Origin of the sequence: Stenotrophomonas sp. S49 (genome assembly GCF_016624905.1) — a bacterium.
In the GTDB taxonomy this organism is placed as follows: Bacteria; Pseudomonadota; Gammaproteobacteria; order Xanthomonadales; family Xanthomonadaceae; genus Stenotrophomonas.
The window spans coordinates 1-18890 of record NZ_JACVUD010000015.1 but is presented as its reverse complement, the minus strand read 5'-3'; the positions used below and the strand labels follow the sequence as shown (position 1 = coordinate 18890).

The following is an 18890-nucleotide window of genomic DNA, read 5'->3' as shown; positions in this document are numbered from 1 at the left end:
GCTATGCTCGCCGCATCACCCAGGGGATGCAGACCATGCCTGTTGCCGTGACCACCCGCTGGCTGGCCATTGCCCGCCGCCATCCTTCCGCCTGGTTGTTGGCGGCGCAGCTGCTGGCGGTGCTGCTGTACCCGGCGCTGGACGAAACCGCCGGCGGTCGCGCCGCGCTGGGGGTGTTCGGCATGGCGGTGCTGGGTCTGGCGTTGTGGGTGGTGCAGCGCAGCCCGCTGGGCACCTGGCTGGCGTTGGTGCTGGCCATTCCGTCGGTGGTGTTTTCCATTGCCGCTGCGCTGCTGGATCACCCCGGTCTGGGCAGCACCGCGCAGTTGCTTGAAAGCCTGCTGTACTTCTACACCGCCGGTGCGCTGACCGCGTACATGCTGCAGGACCACAAGGTGACCCGCGACGAACTGTTTGCCGTTGGTGCTACGTTCACATTACTCGCATGGGGATTCGCGTTCGCATTCGCGGTCTGCCAGCAGTGGTATCCGGGCAGTTTCCAGGGCACCGGCGGGGGGCTGCAGCGCACGTGGATGGAGCTGCTTTATCTGAGCTTCAGCTTGCTGTCCGGGGTCGGTCTGAGTGACGTGGTTCCCCTGCATCCGCAGGCACGCGCATTGGTCATGCTGGAGCAGTTTTCCGGCGTGATGTACGTAGCTTTGGTGGTTTCGCGACTGGTCGGATTGACCATGCTGCGGCGCGCCTGAAAATGAACGCCAGATAAAAATTTCGCGCCCCGAAGGGCGCGAATGGTGCAGCTTGTTATCTGAATGCGTCGGCGAGAGAGAGCCTGATGTCCACCACGCGATAGGCGAGGTAACCTGCATAGGCTAGTATTCGCGCGCTTCGTTTTTTTTGCGGTATGCGCCGATGGTTTGTGCGGAATCTGGCTTTTGGAGGTTGCAGGGACGGAAACACAACGCTGCCCAGTGGTATCTGCAACGTGTTTCAAACGTCTAGCAATCAATGAACAGCAACGAGAGCCAGTCGCAAGAGTGTGACCGCGTTCGCGTGGGCGAATGCGTAGTGACCGTGTCGTCGCGCGAAGTGGACGTGCCGGGTGCGCGTCGTCCGCGCCGTTTGACGCCCAAGGCATTGGGCGTGCTGCGCGTGTTGCTGCGCCAGCCCGGCCGCGTGGTCACCCGCGATGAGCTGTTCGCCGAAGTGTGGCCCGATACGCTGCCTACCAACGATGTGCTGACCCAGGCTGTCACGCAGTTGCGCAAGGCCTTTGCCATCGGCGAAGACAGCGGCCAGTCGTACATCGAAACCATTGCCAAGACCGGCTATCGATTGCTGGTGCCGGTGCAGTGGCTGCACGACAGCGAGCCGGAGGCGCAGGACAGCGCGCCGGTGGAGACCGCCGTCGACGCGCAAGTGGAAGACCCACAGGATGCGCGCCGGCGCCGCTGGCGCCTGTGGCGTCGTCGCCTGCTGCTGGCGGTGGGCGTGGCCATGCTGCTGGCGCTGCTGGTGCTGAGCGTGCTGCTGGCACAACGTCCTGCGCCGTCCTCGCCGCTGGATGCAGTGGTGGAAGACGGCACGCGGGTCATCGGCAGCCCCGAACGCCCGTATCGGCTGATCACCGCCACCGCCGGTTTCGAGACCTACCCGACCCTGTCGCCCGATGGTTCGCAGGTGGCCTACGAAGGCGCCAACGATGACAGCCAGAACGGTGGCGCCATCCGCGTGCAGACCTCGGGCAACGCGCCGGCACGTCAGCTGGTGCAACCGCCGGCCGGTGCCAGCGACCGTTTCCCCAGCTGGTCGCCGGACGGGCGCGAGATCGCTTTCGCGCGCTTCGCTGCTGACGGCAGTTGCCAGGTATTGATTGCCAGCGCCACCGGCGGCGCGTTGCGCCAGGCCACGCGCTGCGATGGCACCGAGCTGCTCAGCTTCGACTGGACCCCCGATGGCCGTGGCTTGGTGTTCGGCAGCATGGTGGGCCGCTATGCGCATCGCGGCATCCGCGTGCTGGACCTGCCCAGTGGGCAGTGGCGCGCGCTGCAGTACGGTGCCGGCGAAGATGATTTCGATTACGCGCCGCGCTATTCGCCCGATGGGCGCTGGCTGGTGTTCGTGCGCAACCCGCAGCTGGGCGATCTGTGGCGCATGCCGGCCAACGGCGGCACCCCGGAACAGCTGACCAACGAGGCCGCCGAGCTGCGCGGCTGGGCCTGGCTGGGCGATGGCCGACACATCGTGTTCGGTCGCCGCGTGGACAGCGAGGCGCGCCTGTACTATCTGGACGTGGAACGGCGCACGCTGCGCGATGCCGGCCTGGACGATGCACAGTGGCCGGCCGTTTCGCGGCGCGGCGACATGCTGGCCTTCGTCCATCGCCGCGCACAGTTCGGCATGTTCCGCATGCCGGTGCAGAGCGGCAGCGCACAGCGCTTGTTCGCATCCAGCGGGCGCGATGGGCAGCCGATGGTGGCCCCGGACGGGCGGCAGCTGGTGTTCAGTTCTGACCGCTCGGGCAGCTTTGCGTTGTGGTGGGCCGACATGCAGCGGCCCGATTCGCTGCGGCCGATCGAAGGGCTGCGCCCAGAAGCGCGGCAGGCGCCCGACTGGTCCACCGACAGCCGCCAGTTGCTGGTGGTTGGGCGCGATGCACACGGGCAGGCCGTGGTCTACGAAATCGCCCCGCGTGACGAGCGCCTGCAGGTGCTGCCGGTGCCGGTGCAGCAACCGCTGCAGGCGCTGTACGGGGCCACGCCGGAACAGGTGCTGGTACTGGAACGCGATGACCAGCAGCGGGTGCGGCTGAGCCTGTTCGATCGCAGCACCCAGCCGTGGCGTCGCCTGGCCAGCCTGGACGGCGTATCGCAGGCGCGCCTGGACCGCAGCAGTGGCCGCGTGCTGTACACCCGCCTGGCCGCCAGCGGGCTGTGGTCGATCAATCCCAATCTGGACGCGGCCAGCGTGCAGCAGATCAGCGATGGCTGGCCGAGCCGCTGGCGCTATCGCACGTGGGCGGTGGCCGGCAACGGCCGCATCGACTACTTGGGCAGCACGGCCGACTGTTCCACCACGCTCACCCGCATGCAGGGCGGGGCGACCGAACCGGAGCGTTGCCTGGACGCGCAACGGCTGAGCGCAGGCAACGGGTTGAGCGCCAGTGCTGACGGAAGCGACCTGTATCTGGCCCTGGCAGTGTCCGACGGTGCCGACATTGGCGTGATGCACCTGCCGGCCGCAGCGCCCACGCTGTTCCCAGCGTTTTCCAAGTTGCTGATTTTCAACGACAAGGGGCCTTCGTAACTCTTTCGTGGCGAAGTCGTAGCGATTTCGTGGCGATCTCGGCGGTTCTTCCTGACCGGCATGCACCTGATTTGGCAAAACGGTGGCCTGTACTTGGCAAATCCGTGGTGCTCCCATGCGTCAACTCTCGCTGGCCGATCGTGGCCAAACCGTCTCGCTGGACAAGGCTGTCGATGACGTGGCCCCGACCTGCCTGGGCGTTGCCCGGCTGGGCAGCCTGCAGACCGCAGGCAGCAGCTTCACTGTATGGATGCAGGTGCGTGGCACCTCGTGGGTGGAGGCGAAGGAAGGGCGGTTCCGCCTGCGCCAGGGCGAGTGGATCGCCTTCGAAAAAGAATCGCGCCCGCTGGTGCAGGCCGGCCGCAATGGTCTGTGCGTGGGCCTGAACCTGAACATCGAAGCGCTGCGGGCGCTGGCCGAGATGGCCGACTGCGGCCTGTACGCCGGTCGTGGCCAGATGAACCGCGGCGACGCCCGCGTTGCCCTGCGCCTGTGGCGCGACGCCCTGGCCAGCGGCCAGCCGGCGCAGTCGCTGCGGCCGCTGCTGCTGCATCTGGCGGGCCTGCAGCGCGGCCTGGCCGACAACGTGCAGCGTTGCCCGGGCCGCTCGCGCAGCCGCAAGCGCCAGGTGTTCGGCCGAATGCAGCGTGCGCGCCTGTACCTGGAAGGCAACAGCCATCGCGTGGTGCGCATTGGCGAACTGGCCGAGCTGACCAACTTCTCCAGCTGGTACCTGTCCAAGACCTTCCAGAGCCTGTATGAAGAAAGCCCGCAGTCGCTTTCGGCGCGCCTGCGCCTGGAGCGTGCCGCCGACCTGCTGCGCGACACCGACATGATGGTGGGCGAAGTCGCCGCTGCCAGCGGTTTCGACAACTGCTGCAGCTTCGCGCGGGCCTTCCGCGCCCGCTATGGCACGTCCGCTTCGCGGTTCCGTGAAGAGGGTGCGAAGCTCCCGCCAAAATCAGCAAAGTCTCTCGTTGGTTCGCGCAAATACAGCGCTGCAACGCAATCGTAACGTGCTGGGGTGTTTTAACACGCTACTAACACGTACCTTGGAGAGATTGATGAACGTTCGCAACCCCGCCCTGAGGCTGGGCCTGCTGCCGGCCGGCATCGCGATTGCGCTGACCCCGGCCTTCGCTTCCGCCCAGGAAGCCACTGCTGCCACCACCCTCGATCGTCTGGAAGTCACCGGCTCGCGCATCCGCTCGGTGGACGTGGAGACCTCGCAGCCGGTTCTGACCCTGAGCCACGAGGAAATCCAGCGTTCGGGTCTGGTCAGCGTTGGCGACCTGCTGCAGAACCTGTCGGTTGCCGGCACCCAGACCTTCAGCAAGGCGGCCGTGCTGGCCTCCAACCCGGAGCAGGGCGGCCAGTACGTCAGCCTCTACAACCTGGGTGAGCAGCGCACGCTGGTGCTGGTCAACGGCAAGCGCTGGAGCACCAGCCTGGCTGGCTTCACCGACATGTCCACCATCCCGACCTCGCTGATCGATCGCGTGGAAGTGCTGAAGGACGGCGCCTCGGCCATCTACGGTTCCGACGCCATCTCCGGCGTGGTCAACATCATCCTGCGCAAGAACTTCGACGGCGCAGAAGCCAGCGTCTACTACGGCCAGAACAGCCGTGGCGACGGTGCCAAGACCCAGTACAGCCTGACCCTGGGCTCGACCGGCGAGCGTTCCTCGATCGTGTTCGGCGCCAACTACACCAAGGAAGATCCGGTGTGGGCCAAGGACCGTGGCCTGACCCGCTACAGCTACGGCCAGAACCACAAGGAAGACGGCCTGAGCCCGGCCGGCCCGTGGGGCCGCTTCACCGATCCGCGTGCCGCTGGCACCGAAGGTGCAGGCTCGTACAACTCCAAGGGTGTCTGGCAGCCCAACACCTGGGTGGTCAACCACACCGGTTCGTGGGACACCCCGGTTGGCGTCGGCGCTGATTCCAGCGACTGGAACAACTACCACCTGATCGGTGAAGACGACTACTACAACGCCTCCCAGCAGATGATGCTGAACCAGGGTGGCGAGCAGAAGTCGATGTTCACCTCGGCCAGCTACGACATCAACGACAACCTGCGTCTGAAGTCGACCGCGATGTACTCCGAGCGCGATTCCAAGCGCCAGATCGCCGGCTACCCGCTCACCGGCACCTCGCAGCCGACCTTCCCGGTCGTGATCAGCAAGGACAGCCTGTACAACCCGACCGGCCAGGACATCTCCGGCTGGGGCCGTCGTATCTTCGAGCTGCCGCGCATCACTGAAAACAACGTCAAGTCGCTGCACTTCGACGCGGCGCTGGAAGGCAACTTCGACTTCAACAATCGTCCGTTCGACTGGGATGTGGGCATCAACTACAACCAGTACGATGTGACCCAGATCAGCTCGGGCAACATCAACCTGCTGGCCCTGCAGAAGGCCCTGGGCCCGTCGTTCATCAACGCCGCCGGCGTCGCCCAGTGCGGCACCGCTGAGAACCCGATCGCGCTGGGCACCGGCACCGGCCAGTGCACCCCGTTCAACGTGCTGGGCGGCGCTTCGGGCGCTACCCCGGACGCGCTGGCGTACATCAACACGATCCTGAACTCGACCGGCCAGAGCAAGAGCAAGCAGTACTTCGCCAACATCACCGGTTCGCTGTTCGACATGCCGGGTGACGCAGGCGAGTTCGCCTTCGCTGCCGGTTACGAGCACCGCGAAGTGTCCGGCTTCGACAACCCGGACGCGCTGTCCTCGGCCGGTTACACCACCGACCTGGCCGCACAGGCCACCAGCGGCCAGTACAAGACCAACGAAGTCTACCTGGAGCTGATGGTCCCGCTGCTGCGTGACATGCCGGGTGCCAAGGAACTGTCGCTGGATATCGCCAGCCGTTATTCGGATTACGACAAGTTCGGCAACACCGTCAACAGCAAGTTCAGCGTCACCTGGAAGCCGATCGAAGACCTGCTGGTGCGTGCCACCTACGGTGAAGGCTTCCGTGCACCGACCCTGGACGACACCTTCGGTGGCGGTTCGCAGACCTTCGACACCTTCACCGACCCGTGTGATGCCGTGTTCGGCCAGACCGCCAACGCCGGCGTTGCCGCACGTTGCGCCGGCCAGGGCCTGGCTTCGGACTTCCGCCAGACCGACGCCGCTGGCCGTCCGGTCACCGCACGTGACGTGCAGGGCAACGCCCCGTTCAACTCGGGCGTGGGCAACGAATCGCTGCAGCCGGAAACCAGCAAGACCCGCACCGCGGGCCTGGTCTACAGCCCGAGCTTCGTTGATGGCCTGAACGTTTCGCTGGACTGGTACAAGATCACCGTCGACAACGTGATCACCGCTGTGTCGGCCAACTACGTGCTGAACCAGTGCTACCAGAACAACATCGAAGCGTTCTGCAACCAGTTCAGCCGTGACGCCACCACCGGTCAGGTCACCAGCCTGAGCCGTGGCAACGCCAACCTGGGTTCGCTGGAAACCGAAGGCTACAACTTCGGCGTGCGTTACCGCCTGCCGGAATACGCCTTCGGCACCCTGTCGTTCAACCTGGACACCAACTACCTGGTCAGCTACCGCCAGCAGGCCACCAAGGGTGCCGAGTGGGATGACTACGCAGGCTACTGGAACTTCCCGCGCGTCCGCGGCACCCTGACCACCACGTGGACCAAGGGTGACCTGTCGGCCAACTGGAGCATGCGCTACTACGGTGGCTTCCGTGACTTCTGCTACGACCAGGAAGCCGGCATCGAGTGCAACCAGCCGAACTACCAGACCGACAACGGTGGTTGGGCCGGTGGCCTGGGTGCCAACAAGAAGGGCGCGATCGTCTATCACGACATCTCTGCCACCTGGCAGGCTCCGTGGAACGGCAGCGTGACCGTCGGTGCCCGCAACGTGTTCGGCAAGACCCCGCCGATCACCTACGCGGTGACCAACGCCAGCGCCGTGCAGCTCGATCCGATGCTGGACTACGATCGTTACCTGTTCGTGCAGTACAACCAGCGCTTCTGATCCATCGAAGCCTGGAACACGCAGTACAAGGAGGGCGGACCGCAAGGTCCGCCCTCTTTCTTTGCGCGATCACCGGGTCTGCAGGCGGCATGAAAAAAGGGCAGGCCCTGCGGCCTGCCCTCGGTTTGCCTTGTTGTGCGGCGCTCAGGCCTCGCTGGGCACCAGCCCCATCAGGCTATTCGCGTGTTCGCGCCACTGCGGCAGCTTGTTCAGCACCCCTGCGCGCTGCAGGTAGTCCTCGTCCACCGGGTCGCCGTTCACCAGTGCCAGCGCCACGTGCACCGCGCCGGTCACCCAGAAGCTGCGGGTGGTCGAACGCTGCGGCTGCAGGTGGAAGGCCACGGCCTCGATGATCGGCATCGGCAGGCCCCACAGGCCCAGCAGGTAGGCGCCGGCCTCGGCATGGCCGGGCAGGGGATCGCCGCCCAGTGAGGGGTCGGTACGCTCGTTGCGCACCCCCGGCAGCAGCAGGCCGATATCGGCCAGCAGTGCGGCGGTGGCGCCCAGCTCGGCGCTGGATTCGGGCAGCAGGCGCGCGGCCAGGCGCGAGGCCATCAGCGCGCGCTGCTGCAGCGAATTGCGCTCGGCCGCAGACAACGTGGGCGCGGAAAACACCTCGCTGGCCAGCACCAGGTCACGCAGCGTGGCCAGGCCCAGCCGCGTTACCGCGGTGCGCAGGTCGGCAATGGTGCGGCCCTGGCTGAAGAACGCCGAGTTGGACAGCTGCAGCACCTTGGCGGCAATGGCCGGGTCGGCGGCCACCAGCTTGGCGACATCGGCGCTGTCGGTCTCGTCATCGTGTTCCAGCGCCTGGGTCAGGCTCAGGTACAGGTGCGGCGGCGAAGGCAGCTTCTCGATGCGGCCGATGGCATCGCGCAGGCGCGGGCTGTCCAGCACTTCGCGCAGCTCTTCCAGGCTGGTCAGCGCCTCCAGCAGCACTTCCGGCGCCAGTGGCAGCGGCAGGAAGCGGTGGGCCACGCCGATCAGGCGCGCCGGCGGCGGCCGGTTGCCCTGCTGGGCATCGACCAGCGCGATACGGATGGTTTCCGGGCGCAGCGTACGGATCTGCCCCAGCAACGTTGTGGCATTGAGATCGGGCAGCTGCGGGCAGACGATCACCGCGTCCACGCCCTGCGCAGCCACCACGCTCATCGCGCTGTGGCCATCGGTGGCGGTCAACGGTTGCCAGTCTTCCCCAAGATCGGCAATGAATTCGGACAGCTCAGCCGGCAGGCTGGCTGCATCCCCTACAAGCAGAATACGCACGACACATTCCCCTGGCTGTCTCGACGATGGGCGTCGAAGACGTGTGAAGTGACGCAATTTACCTAATACGGCGCCAACAGTGATGGACCGCCGTCATGAAACGTGACCAGGATCGCTCCTGCGGGCTGCGCCGGAGCGATCCTGTTCAGGATCAGGCCTTGTTGTCCAGATGGCGCTGGTGCGCCTCGATCAGGATCTGCTTGGCCTCGGCCGCGCCACCCCAACCGTCCAGCTTCACCCACTTGCCCTTTTCCAGGTCCTTGTAGTGCTCGAAGAAGTGGCCGATGCGCTCCAGCCAGTGGCTGGACACCTGGCCGATGTCTTCCACGTGGGCGTAGCCACTGAAGATCTTCGACACCGGCACGGCCAGGATCTTCTCGTCGCTGCCCGCTTCATCGCTCATCTTCAGCACGCCCACCGGACGGCAGCGCACCACCGAACCCGGCACCAGCGGCAGCGGCAGCACCACCAGCACGTCGGCCGGGTCGCCATCGCCGCACAGGGTGCTGGGCACGTAGCCGTAGTTGCACGGGTAGCGCATCGGGGTGGACAGGATGCGGTCGACGAAGATCGCGCCGGTTTCCTTGTCCACTTCGTACTTCACCGGCTCCGAGTCCTTCGGGATCTCGATGATGACGTTGATTTCTTCCGGCGGGTTCTTGCCGGGCGAGACGAGTTCCAGACCCATGGTGTGCTCCAGGTGGGGGTGTAGACGGTTAGTCCCCCATTTTATGCCTTTGCCGGGCGCTGTGCAGCGGGGCGGTTCCCACCTGCCGCGGCGTGCATCGCCCACCGGCCGGCGCGGGCTTCCCCGATGGCCGGCCCCAGCGGGCGGGCGCAGGCTGGAGCCTCGTTCACCTGGAGTGCTGACATGCGATGGATGATCGGGTGCTGCGGCGCCCTCCTGTTCTTTGCCTCGCTGCCCGGCCTGGCGCGCGGGCTGCATGTGGATCTGATCGACTACCCCCATCCCGAAGCCAACTGGGACCGTGCCTTCGATCTGGAAGCCGCGCTGGCCCGCGAGTTCTCTGCGTTGTGCGCCGATACCCTGTGCGAGGGCGACTACAGCAACTACCGGGTCATGCAGTTCCGCTGCGCGGTGTTGGCCGCGCGCGGCACCGTGCAACGCTGCGTCTGGGTGGTTGCCGCCAGCGAACTGGCAGTGCAGGCCGATGCCGGGCAGGTGCAGGTGGATAACGGGCGCTGGGCCTGCACGGTGCCGCTGCAGCCGGGCGTGCCTGTGGAAGCCTTCCACGCCGCGCTGGCGGCGCCCGGTGGTTTGACCGCGCCGTTGCCCGGCGTTGGCCACGGCCTGTTCGAGGGCTTGGCTGAGTGCCTGCAAGGGCCGGGGAGGGTGGGCTGATGCGCATGCTCCTTGCCGTTGCGCTGTGCGCGGGTCTGCTGCTGGCAGGCGCTCTCCAGGCCGCCGGGCCCTACGTTGATGCGCGCCAGTACCCGACGCCTGCGGCCGGCCACGAGCGCTTCCTGGCCGCCGAACGCGCGCTCGAGCGCGGCTTCGACGACGTCTGTGGCGATACCTTCTGCGAAGGCCAGTACTACAACCTCTGGGCCATGCGCCTGCGCTGCTCGGTGCATTCCGGCTCCGGCGTGCTGGCCGGCTGCATCTGGACCTTTGCCGGCAGCGATACCCGCGTGCGCGGCGACGGCCGCTTCGACGTGGACCAGGGCGCATTTGCCTGCGCGTTGCCGATTGCCGCAGGTACGCGGCTGGAGGATGTGCTGCGCGCCTGGGGGGCGGCACCGGCCAGCGAGGCCATCCATGTGCCGGTGCCGGGCATGCCCGGCAGCGTGTACGAGGCACTGACCGACTGCCTCTGAAGGATGTTCGTGGCAATGCAAACGTGATTTATTCGCATCAACGGAGTAGCATGCGCGCCGCCCCTGTCTGCCCCCATCGCGCATGCCCTCCAATGCCGCCACGCTTACCGAACTGCTGATCCGCGAACGGCCGGCGCTGCTGCGCCGCGTGCAGCGCATCCTGGGCAGCGAAAGCAGCGCCGAGGACGTGATCCAGGCCGTGTGGTTCAAGGCCCGCGGCGTGGACAGCCAGCAGACCATCGACAACCCGCGCGCCTATCTGTACCGGCTGGCCATCAACCTGGCCACCGATCACGGCCGCGAGGCCACCCGTCGCAACCGTCTGCTGGCCGATCACTACCTGTGGCAGGACGAGGACACCGTGTCCACCGAATCGCAGGTGATGGCGCAGGACGAACTGCAGCGCGTGCTGGAAGCGGCCGGCCATCTGCCTGAGCCCACGCGCACCATCTTCCGCCTCAACCGGCTGCAGGGCCTGACCCAGGCCGAGATCGCCCGGCGCCTGGCAGTGTCGGTCACCACCGTCGAGAACCACATGCGTTCCGCGTTGCAGCGGCTGGCCTGGGCCCGCGAGGGGCGATGATGGATAGGCTTGGGGCCGGCCCGCCCGCAGACGTCTTCCCTGCAGTGGCGTGCCTGCCACCCTGCACCCTGCCACGCGCGTGAACGCGCCCACCCGCCAGCCCATGAGCCCGCACCTGCCGACATCTTCCGCCCACGATGCTGCCCTGGCCGAGCAGGCCCGCGACTGGATTGCCTGGTTGGCGGCCGGCGAGCTGAGTGATGCGCGCATGCAGGCCTTCGAGCACTGGCTGCAGCAGCCGGGCCATCGCCGTGCGTTCGAGCACGAGCGTCGGCTGTGGCGCAGCCTGGGGCCGCCCCCGGTGTGCGCGCCGGTCGCGCCGCCGCGTCGGCGCCCGCGGCGTCTGCGCTGGGCGATGGCCGCCGCCGCCGCGGTGGCGCTGCTGGTGGTGTGGCCCGATGCCTGGCTGCGCCTGCAGGCCGACCACCGCAGCCAGCAATTCGTGCAGGACGTGCGCCTGCCCGACGGCAGTCGCGCCGTCCTCGACGCCGACAGCGCTATTGCCGTGCGCTTCGACGCGACGGCACGGCAGATCGAACTGCTGCGCGGCCGCGCCTGGTTCGAGGTGGCGGCCGATGCCCAACGGCGTTTCAGTGTGTCGGCCGGCAACGGCGTGGTGGAGGACATCTCCACGGCGTTCACCGTGGAACGGCAGGGCGATGGCGCGCGGACCGAAGTGGGGCAGGGGCAGGTGCGCGTGGCCAGCCCCGCCGATGGTGGCTGGACCTACCTGCGCGCCGGGCAGCGCGCGTCCTATGGGGGGCACAGCGGCGTACAGCGCCTGGCGGACGCCGACACCGACAGCATCGGCAGTTGGCGCCGCGGCGAACTGCTGCTGCAGCAGACCCCGGTGGCCGAGGCGATCGACCGTCTGGGGCGGTATCGCAGCGGCCCGACCTTCGTGCGCGGTGATCTGTCATCGCTGCCACCGATCAGCGCGGCGCTGCGCATCGACCGCCCCGAGCAGGCATTGGACACGCTGGCGGCCACCGCCGGCCTGCGGGTCACCCGCTGGCCGTTGGGCGTGGCCATCGTCCAGTAGATCCACGCCATGCGTGGATGAATTCACCTTGGGGTTCCGCTCATCCCATCCGTCTTACTCCACGAACGTACCCGCCGCCGCCACGTACGTCGTTGTGTCCGCGCGCTGTGCGGATGACGCCGCGTCCGCGGTAACGCTCTCCTGACAGGTTTCCTATGTACGACTTCTCAAGCCGTGGCCGTCGGCCGCGTCCGTCCCGCCTGTGCATCGCGCTGCTGGCTGCCGGCCTGGCCGCCACCACGCCTGCCGTCTTTGCCCAGTCCGCACCGCGCGGCGCCGACTCCGCCGTGCAGCGCTTCGACATTCCTGCCCAGTCGCTGGATGAAGCACTGCGCAGCTACATGCGCCAGTCCGGCGTGCAGGTGGCCTATGCCGCAGCGCTCACCGCCGGGCGTACCTCGCAGGCGGTCAGTGGCAACCTGCCGGCCAGCCAGGCGCTGTCGCAGCTGCTGCAGGGCACCGGTCTGCTGGCGCGCCCGATGAGCCCCGATGCGGTCATCCTGGAAGCTGGCGCGCCTCTGCAGGCCGGCGATGATGTGATCGTGACCGACACGCTCAGCGTGGCCGGCGACCCGGTGCAGGGCGGTACGGTCAGTGATGAAGCACGCCTGCTCGACAGCTACCGCACGGTGGGCTCGACCAGCACGATCAACCGCACCACGCTGGAACGCTTCCGCGGCACCTCCACCGGTGACATCGTCAAGGGCGTGGCCGGCGTGACCGCCGGTGATCCGCGCGTCGGCAACGGCTTCGACGTCAACATCCGCGGCATCCAGGGCCAGAGCCGGGTACCGGTCATCATCGACGGCGGCCAGTCCAGCATCGATACCTATCGCGGCTATGCCGGCCAGTCGCAGCGCACCTACCTCGATCCCGACCTGATCTCGCGCCTGACCATCACCAAGGGCCCCAGCCTGCAGGCCAATGCCTCCGGCGGCATCGGCGGCGTGGTGGAAATGGAAACGCTGAACGTGGACGATGTGCTGCGCGAAGGCCGCGACGTGGGCGTGCGCGTGCGCGGCGGCCTGGCCAACGGCAGCGCCAACAACCTGCCGGACTACGATGCCGCGCCGCGCAGCGACCGCAGTGCCACCGGCAGCCAGTTCTTCAACGTGGCCGCGGCCGGCCACTGGGATCGCTTCGATCTGGTGGCCGCCTACGCCTACCGCGACAATGGCAATTATTTTTCCGGCAAGCACGGCTACGACGATTTCCCGCAGACCCGGCGCACGCTGGCGCCGCTGAACCCGCCGCGCACCGAGGTATTCAACACCTCCTCGCGCTCGGAATCGGCGCTGCTGAAGGGCACCTGGCGCATCGATGATGCGCAGACCCTGGAACTGGGCTACCGCCGCTACGAAGGTACGGCCGGCGAGATCATGGCCTCGCAGATCATCCGCGTGGACCGCGACCGCGTGCCGCAGTGGGATCCGGGCCACGTGGACATGGAGAGCTACAGCGCGCGCTACCGCTTCAACCCGGACAGCGACAAGGTCGACCTGCGCGTGAACGCCTGGTACACCGACGCCGACAGCGTGATGTACAACAGCCTGACCGGCATCACCCCGTGGTACTTCGACCGCCACACCGAGTGGTACGACGCGCCCAGCTTCAGCGGCAACCCCGGCTACAAGGATGCCTACCGCAATCCGCTGCGGCAGAAGCGCTTCGGCCTGGACGCCAGCAACACCTCGCTCTTCGAAGCCGGCGCGGGCCGTTTCACCCTGGATTACGGCCTGTCCTACAGCGATGAAGACATCGCGCCGGGCAGTTCCGGCCCGATCATGCAGGACGACCTGGTCAACAACCGCTTCCTGCGCAATGCCTGGCGCAAGGAAACCAGCGCCGTGGCAGCGCTGAAGTGGGAGCCCAACGAACACTGGGAACTGATGGCCGGCGGCCGCTGGAACCGCGTGGACGTGCACGACCGCAACCGCTTGGCCACCGTCGATGCCTATGAAGTGCAGGGCCAGTACCGCTACACCGAGCTGCTGAACGGCAACCCGGCGCTGCCGTCGTGGCGCGCGCAGCGCATCGCGCTGCTGAACTGGTACCCGGACGCCAACGGCAACTTCACCCAGGCCTCGCTGCTGGCCTCGCCGTACAAGAAGGGCACGGTGGCCGATCTGGGCGGCTGGAACTTCTACGATGCCGACGCCCCGGAAGACTACGAAGTGCCGGTCAGCTGGACCTGGTCGCAGCCTATCCGGCGCCGTGACAGCGCGTTCTCGCCCACCGCCAGCGTGGCGTTCCGCTTCAGCGAAGACGCCATGATCTACCTGAAGTACGCCGAAGGCACCAAGCTGCCCAGCCTGTTCGAAACCACGCTGGGGCTGTTCACCGCCGCACGTCCGGTGGCCGAACTGAAGCCGGAAACCGCACACAGCTGGGAGCTGGGCGCCAGTACCATCCACCACGACCTGTTCACCGCCGGCGATCGCCTGGCGCTGAAGCTGGCCTACTTCGACACCCGCATCGATGATCTGATCACCCGCGACTACCGCACCCTGTCGGCCGGGCTGATCCGCAACATCGACCGCTTCAAGGTCTCGGGCATGGAGTTCCAGTCCAGCTATGACAGCGGCAAGCTGTTTGCCGATCTGTCCGCGCATTACTACTTCAAGGCCAAGACCTGCGCGCCGGACATTGCCGCCGAACGCCGCGCCTATGGCGTGCAGCGCAAGAACGCCGAGCTGGCGGCCACCCCGGATTGCGTTGACGGCGGTTTCGAAGGGTCCTACACCAACACGCAGAACCCGCCGCGCTACATGGTCAACCTGACCCTGGGCTCGCGCCTGTTCGACGAGCGCCTGACGTTCGGCACCCGCGTGGTGCACAACGCTGGCCCGATCAGCAAGCTGGACAAGGAATGGAACGTGGGCCTGTCGGCCATCCAGCAGTTGTATCGCCCCACCACGGTGGTGGACGTTTTCGCCAGCTGGGCGTTCAACGACCAGCTGTCGGTGGAAGCGAACGTGGACAACCTGACCGATCGCTACTACCTGGACCCGCTTGCCCTGGGTGTGATGCCGGCCCCGGGCCGCACCGCACGCCTGGCGGTGACCTGGCGGTATTGATCGGCCGGGCAACATCGGGGTCGGATCCCTTTCCTGCGGAAAGGGCTCTGACCCCGGCCTGCGCGCTTACAGACCGCGCGCAGCCTTCACCGCATCTTCGTGCAGCGCCTCGTTCAGCTCGTCAACCACGGTGGTCCAGGCCGCGTCCGCTTCCAGCGATTCGGCCAGGAACTGGCGCTGCGCATCATTCCAGTACGGCGCGTCAACCACTTCCACTTCGGTGGCCAGCTGGTGGCTGCCGATGAACTGGGCGATGCCCTCGGCGCTGGCATCCAGGCCCAGCTGCAGGAACAGATTGGTCATGCGCGGTTCGGTGGTGATCATGGTCGTTACCTGGCGGATTGGGAACCTGCATTATCGACGCTTGCGCGCTTGGGGAAATCCCCCGTTCAGACGTCTACTGCACGACGCTTCCCCGGGTTCCCTGCATGACCGCCTCCGTGACTTCCGAAACCAGCCGCAGCGTGCGGCTCAAGACCGCCACCCGTGACAGCCACGGTGCGCTGGACAAGCGCATCATGGCCGGCGATATCTTCGCCAATCGCAGCAACTTCGCCCGTTTCCTGCGCGTGCAGTACCGCTTCCACCGCAGCATCGACGCGCTGTATGCCAACCCTGCGCTGGATGCGCTGCTGCCGGACCTGCACGAACGCCGCCGCCTGCAGCAGGTGCGCCGCGACCTGCAGGATCTGGAACAGACGCTGCCCGGTGCCGATATCGCCGCGCTGGGCGATGACCTTTCCCTGCCGGCCGCGCTGGGCTGGCTGTACGTGGCCGAGGGATCCAACCTGGGCGGTACGGTGCTGTACAAGATGGCCGCTGCGCTGGGGCTGGATCGCGACTTCGGCGCGCGCCACCTGGCCGCACACCCCGATGGCGCCGCGCGCCACTGGCGCGAATTCACCGCTGCGCTGGATGCGGTGGTGTTGACCACCGAGCAGGAACAGCAGGTGATCGACGCCGCCGACACGGCGTTCCGCAGTGTGCATGGCCACGTCGAACGGGAGTTCTGCTGATGCCTGGGCGGCCGCTGCAGGCCGGCGCCTGATGCGCTGGCTGTGGTTCGCACTGGGCTGGCTGATGGTGGGCCTGGGGGTGATCGGCGCGCTGCTGCCGGTGATGCCCACCACCATCTTCCTGATCCTGGCAGTGGGCTGCTTTGCACGCAGTTCGCCGAAGTTCGAGCAGCGCCTGCTGGCCCACCCGCGCTATGGCGCGTCGCTGCGCCTGTGGCGTGAACAGGGCGCGGTGTCGCGCAAGGGCAAGGCCTTTGCCAGCGCCGGCATGGCGGTGGGCTTCGCCTTGTTCTGCTGGGGTGCACACCCCTCCTGGCGCCTGCTGCTGGGCGTCGGCCTGTTCTTCGCGGTCAGCGCCGGCTATGTACTCAGCCGCCCGGCGCCGCGCCCCGATCCCACGCCGCGCCTGCAGATGGACGTGGCCGACCTGCGTGCCGGCCGCCGCCGCGCCGCCCCTGATGCTGATGGACGTAACGACGATGCTGCCTGCTGACCTGGCCCCGATGGCCCCTTCCGCGCTGACCCCCTGGGCCATGTACCTGGCCGCTGATGTGGTGGTCAAAGCGGTGATGATCGCCCTGGCGCTGGCCTCGCTGGCCACCTGGACCGTGCTGCTGGCCAAGGGCTGGGAACTGCAGCGCCAGGCCCGCGCGCTGCGCGCCGCGCGCACTCAGCTGCTGTCTGCGCCACAGCTGCCTGCAGAGCCGCAGGACGCCACGCTGGGGCAGGGCACGGCCGCCGCCATGTTGCTGGCCGCCCGCACCGAACTGCAGTTGTCCACCGGGCTGGCGGACCGCGCAGGCATCAAGGAGCGCGTGGCCTCGCGCCTGGACCGCATCGAACTGGACACCGCGCGCATGCAGCGGCGCGGTATCGGCGTGCTGGCCAGCATTGGTGCAGTGGCCCCCTTCGTGGGCCTGTTCGGCACGGTGTGGGGCATCATGAACAGCTTCATCGGCATTGCCCACAGCAACACCACCAACCTGGCCGTGGTTGCACCGGGCATTGCCGAGGCCCTGCTGGCCACCGCGCTGGGGTTGGTGGCCGCGATTCCGGCGGTGCTGGTCTACAACCACTTCAGTCGCGTGCTGGCCGGCCTGCGCGGCCTGCTGGGCGATCTGTCGGCGGGCGTGCAGCAACTGGTCTCGCGTGATCTGGACCGCGCTGCGCAGCGCGGCATCGGTTGAGGCGGGCATGGCGATCAGGACCGCGTCCGAGCGTGACGATACGCCGGAAGAAGCACACGAAATCAATGTCACGCCCTTCATCGACGTGATGCTGGTGCTGCTGATCATCTTCATGGTGGCCGCACCGCTGGCCACGGTGTCGGTGCCAGTGCAGTTGCCGACCAGCAGCGCGCAGGCCGCGCCCAGCGAGCAGGCACCGGTGTATGTGACCGTGCAGGCCGATCTGTCGCTGCGCGTGGGCGAGCAGGCGGTCACGCGCGAGGGTCTGGCAGCGGCGCTGCAGGCCGCGACCGGGGGTGACACCGGACAACGCATCCATCTGCGCGCCGATACACAGGTGGCCTACGGTGAGCTGATGGCCACGCTGGATGCGCTGCGCGCTGCCGGCCACCTGAAAGTGGCGCTGGTCGGGCTGGAGCAGGGCGCCCGATGAGCGGACTGCGGCGCTGGGCGACCAGCCTGGCGATCGTGCTGCTGGCACATGCGCTGTTGATCGGCGTGGCCTGCTGGTGGGCGGCCCGCGCATCGGTGCAGCCCCCCGTGGCGGCGCCGGCGGCCTTGATGCTGGAACTGGCGCCGATGGCACAGGCCCCGCCCGCGCCGCCGCGCGAGGTCGCCAGCGGGCCGCTGCTGCTGCAACAGCAGCGGCAGGCAACGAAGCCGGTGCAGCACGAACAACCCCAGGTGCCTGTGCAGCCGCAGGGCGATCTGCCGCCGCCGCGCGCGCCGCAGCCACGCCCCTCGCCGGACACCGCCGATGCCAACATCGCGCAGACCAGCGCGCCGCCGCAGGTCGCCGCCGATTCAGGGACGCGTTACGCCGCGGCGCAGACCACGGCGGGGCAGCCCAGTACCGCCAACGCCACCTGGCAGGGCCTGCTGCTGGGCCATCTGCAGCAGCACCGGCGCTATCCACGGCAGTCCGAACGCCTGCGCCAGCAGGGTGTTGCATATGTGCGGTTCGCGGTGTTCCGCGATGGCCGGGTGACCGCGGCGCGCATTGAACGCAGCAGTGGCCACACGCTGCTGGACCAGGAAACGCTGGACACCGTTGCGCGCGCCAGCCCGGTTCCGGCGCCGCCGGCTGAGGTGGCCGGCGACCCGGTGCAGGTGATGGTGCCGGTGTCGTTCTTCCTGCGCGGTCGCTGACCGCATCCACGCATGGCGTGGATCTTATCTCTTGCCGATCTGGCACCTTGGGTGCCGAGAGCCCGGCGTGGGCGACCGTGTGGATCCAGGTCTTGCGACCGTGAAGTAGCTTGGGTCCCCACGCCGGATTCTCCCTGAACCGCCCGAACAGTTGGTTGAGTTGGCGCTCGAACTGATAAGACTGGGCAAGCGGGGGGAGCTCTCGACCCTGTCAGCCTAGCGGAGTTCTGCCATGTTTGGGATCGGGATCGATGTCAGCAAAGCCACGCTGGATGTGGCTGTCCATGAAGAGCAATTTCGCCAATTCAGCAACGACAAGCGTGGCTTTGTCAGTCTGATTCGGTGGCTGAAGAAGTGGCCCATCAAGCAGGTTGTTCTTGAGGCCAGCGGGGGTTACGAGCATGCCGTCCTGGATGCTTTGCACGCTGCCGGTCTGCCCATGGTGCGCATCAACCCAGCTCGGGCACGA

At 67.3% G+C, this 18890-nt stretch carries 18 protein-coding genes; 15 read left to right on the top strand and 3 right to left on the bottom strand.

The window, feature by feature from the left end; genetic code table 11:
- Window positions 1–35: 35 nt before the first annotated feature.
- The 4 genes from IAE58_RS05415 to IAE58_RS05400 all read left to right on the top strand — a co-directional run bounded on the left by IAE58_RS05415 (window position 36) and on the right by IAE58_RS05400 (window position 7262).
- Complete coding sequence (locus IAE58_RS05415; RefSeq protein ID WP_108751624.1) at window positions 36–707, top strand: ion channel; 672 nt, start codon at window positions 36–38, stop codon at window positions 705–707.
- A 259-nt stretch (window positions 708–966) separates the two neighbouring features.
- Window positions 967–3264, top strand: a complete 2298-nt coding sequence (locus tag IAE58_RS05410) for a winged helix-turn-helix domain-containing protein (RefSeq protein ID WP_199932873.1) — start codon at window positions 967–969, stop codon at window positions 3262–3264.
- 115 nt (window positions 3265–3379) lie between these two features.
- Entirely contained in the window at window positions 3380–4279 is a 900-nt protein-coding gene (locus IAE58_RS05405) for a helix-turn-helix transcriptional regulator (RefSeq protein ID WP_108750612.1), read from the top strand.
- A 49-nt stretch (window positions 4280–4328) separates the two neighbouring features.
- Complete coding sequence (locus IAE58_RS05400) at window positions 4329–7262, top strand: TonB-dependent receptor (protein WP_199932872.1); 2934 nt, start codon at window positions 4329–4331, stop codon at window positions 7260–7262.
- A gap of 144 nt (window positions 7263–7406) precedes the next feature.
- On the opposite strand, the gene IAE58_RS05395 is transcribed toward IAE58_RS05400, so the two are convergent.
- Both IAE58_RS05395 and ppa read right to left on the bottom strand, forming a co-directional pair.
- A complete protein-coding gene (locus IAE58_RS05395; RefSeq protein ID WP_108757094.1) occupies window positions 7407–8528 on the bottom strand; it encodes an HDOD domain-containing protein in 1122 nt (373 codons plus the stop codon).
- Between the two features lie 151 nt (window positions 8529–8679).
- Window positions 8680–9216 carry an inorganic diphosphatase gene (gene ppa / locus IAE58_RS05390; protein ID WP_199932871.1) on the bottom strand — a complete coding sequence of 179 codons (537 nt, stop codon included), beginning with the start codon at window positions 9214–9216 and terminating at the stop codon, window positions 8680–8682.
- A 183-nt stretch (window positions 9217–9399) separates the two neighbouring features.
- Here ppa and IAE58_RS05385 point away from each other — a divergent pair, with 183 nt between their 5' ends.
- From IAE58_RS05385 to IAE58_RS05365, 5 genes are all read left to right on the top strand, one after another.
- Window positions 9400–9891: a hypothetical protein gene (locus IAE58_RS05385; RefSeq protein ID WP_199932870.1), complete on the top strand. Its 492-nt coding sequence runs from the start codon at window positions 9400–9402 to the stop codon at window positions 9889–9891.
- Window positions 9891–10367 (top strand): hypothetical protein, encoded by a 477-nt coding sequence (locus IAE58_RS05380; RefSeq protein WP_199932869.1) that lies wholly within the window; start codon window positions 9891–9893, stop codon window positions 10365–10367. The genes IAE58_RS05385 and IAE58_RS05380 overlap by 1 nt, the downstream gene beginning before the upstream one ends.
- An 82-nt stretch (window positions 10368–10449) precedes the next feature.
- Window positions 10450–10950: an RNA polymerase sigma factor gene (locus tag IAE58_RS05375; protein ID WP_199932868.1), complete on the top strand. Its 501-nt coding sequence runs from the start codon at window positions 10450–10452 to the stop codon at window positions 10948–10950.
- 103 nt (window positions 10951–11053) lie between these two features.
- Window positions 11054–11992 carry a FecR domain-containing protein gene (locus IAE58_RS05370; protein WP_199932898.1) on the top strand — a complete coding sequence of 313 codons (939 nt, stop codon included), beginning with the start codon at window positions 11054–11056 and terminating at the stop codon, window positions 11990–11992.
- A 155-nt stretch (window positions 11993–12147) separates the two neighbouring features.
- On the top strand, window positions 12148–15069 hold the full coding sequence (locus IAE58_RS05365) for a TonB-dependent receptor (RefSeq protein WP_199932867.1): 2922 nt from the start codon (window positions 12148–12150) through the stop codon (window positions 15067–15069).
- Between the two features lie 66 nt (window positions 15070–15135).
- Here IAE58_RS05365 and IAE58_RS05360 read toward each other — a convergent pair whose 3' ends face one another.
- Window positions 15136–15393 (bottom strand): DUF2789 domain-containing protein, encoded by a 258-nt coding sequence (locus IAE58_RS05360; RefSeq protein WP_108754064.1) that lies wholly within the window; start codon window positions 15391–15393, stop codon window positions 15136–15138.
- Between the two features lie 104 nt (window positions 15394–15497).
- Here IAE58_RS05360 and IAE58_RS05355 point away from each other — a divergent pair, with 104 nt between their 5' ends.
- From IAE58_RS05355 to IAE58_RS05330, 6 genes are all read left to right on the top strand, one after another.
- Window positions 15498–16085 carry a biliverdin-producing heme oxygenase gene (locus tag IAE58_RS05355; protein WP_199932866.1) on the top strand — a complete coding sequence of 196 codons (588 nt, stop codon included), beginning with the start codon at window positions 15498–15500 and terminating at the stop codon, window positions 16083–16085.
- 31 nt (window positions 16086–16116) lie between these two features.
- Entirely contained in the window at window positions 16117–16578 is a 462-nt protein-coding gene (locus tag IAE58_RS05350) for a YbaN family protein (RefSeq protein WP_199932897.1), read from the top strand.
- Window positions 16565–17272 carry a tonB-system energizer ExbB gene (gene exbB, locus IAE58_RS05345; protein ID WP_233614717.1) on the top strand — a complete coding sequence of 236 codons (708 nt, stop codon included), beginning with the start codon at window positions 16565–16567 and terminating at the stop codon, window positions 17270–17272. Before IAE58_RS05350 ends, exbB begins: the two co-directional genes overlap by 14 nt.
- A 7-nt stretch (window positions 17273–17279) precedes the next feature.
- Window positions 17280–17705, top strand: a complete 426-nt coding sequence (gene exbD / locus IAE58_RS05340) for a TonB system transport protein ExbD (RefSeq protein ID WP_199932865.1) — start codon at window positions 17280–17282, stop codon at window positions 17703–17705.
- Window positions 17702–18421, top strand: coding sequence for an energy transducer TonB (locus tag IAE58_RS05335; RefSeq protein ID WP_199932864.1), 720 nt, complete (start codon window positions 17702–17704; stop codon window positions 18419–18421). The genes exbD and IAE58_RS05335 overlap by 4 nt, the downstream gene beginning before the upstream one ends.
- 232 nt (window positions 18422–18653) lie before the next feature.
- Window positions 18654–18890 (top strand): transposase (locus tag IAE58_RS05330; protein ID WP_199932863.1); only part of this gene is annotated, 237 nt, incomplete at its 3' end.

Coding starts and splice junctions, on each gene's coding strand:
- IAE58_RS05415 (WP_108751624.1), top strand. CDS start 36: ATGCCTGTTGCCGTGACCACCCGCTGGCTGGCCATTGCCCGCCGCCAT.
- IAE58_RS05410 (WP_199932873.1), top strand. CDS start 967: ATGAACAGCAACGAGAGCCAGTCGCAAGAGTGTGACCGCGTTCGCGTG.
- IAE58_RS05405 (WP_108750612.1), top strand. CDS start 3,380: ATGCGTCAACTCTCGCTGGCCGATCGTGGCCAAACCGTCTCGCTGGAC.
- IAE58_RS05400 (WP_199932872.1), top strand. CDS start 4,329: ATGAACGTTCGCAACCCCGCCCTGAGGCTGGGCCTGCTGCCGGCCGGC.
- ppa (WP_199932871.1), bottom strand. CDS start 9,216: ATGGGTCTGGAACTCGTCTCGCCCGGCAAGAACCCGCCGGAAGAAATC.
- IAE58_RS05385 (WP_199932870.1), top strand. CDS start 9,400: ATGCGATGGATGATCGGGTGCTGCGGCGCCCTCCTGTTCTTTGCCTCG.
- IAE58_RS05380 (WP_199932869.1), top strand. CDS start 9,891: ATGCGCATGCTCCTTGCCGTTGCGCTGTGCGCGGGTCTGCTGCTGGCA.
- IAE58_RS05375 (WP_199932868.1), top strand. CDS start 10,450: ATGCCCTCCAATGCCGCCACGCTTACCGAACTGCTGATCCGCGAACGG.
- IAE58_RS05370 (WP_199932898.1), top strand. CDS start 11,054: ATGAGCCCGCACCTGCCGACATCTTCCGCCCACGATGCTGCCCTGGCC.
- IAE58_RS05365 (WP_199932867.1), top strand. CDS start 12,148: ATGTACGACTTCTCAAGCCGTGGCCGTCGGCCGCGTCCGTCCCGCCTG.
- IAE58_RS05360 (WP_108754064.1), bottom strand. CDS start 15,393: ATGATCACCACCGAACCGCGCATGACCAATCTGTTCCTGCAGCTGGGC.
- IAE58_RS05355 (WP_199932866.1), top strand. CDS start 15,498: ATGACCGCCTCCGTGACTTCCGAAACCAGCCGCAGCGTGCGGCTCAAG.
- IAE58_RS05350 (WP_199932897.1), top strand. CDS start 16,117: ATGCGCTGGCTGTGGTTCGCACTGGGCTGGCTGATGGTGGGCCTGGGG.
- exbB (WP_233614717.1), top strand. CDS start 16,565: ATGCTGCCTGCTGACCTGGCCCCGATGGCCCCTTCCGCGCTGACCCCC.
- exbD (WP_199932865.1), top strand. CDS start 17,280: ATGGCGATCAGGACCGCGTCCGAGCGTGACGATACGCCGGAAGAAGCA.
- IAE58_RS05335 (WP_199932864.1), top strand. CDS start 17,702: ATGAGCGGACTGCGGCGCTGGGCGACCAGCCTGGCGATCGTGCTGCTG.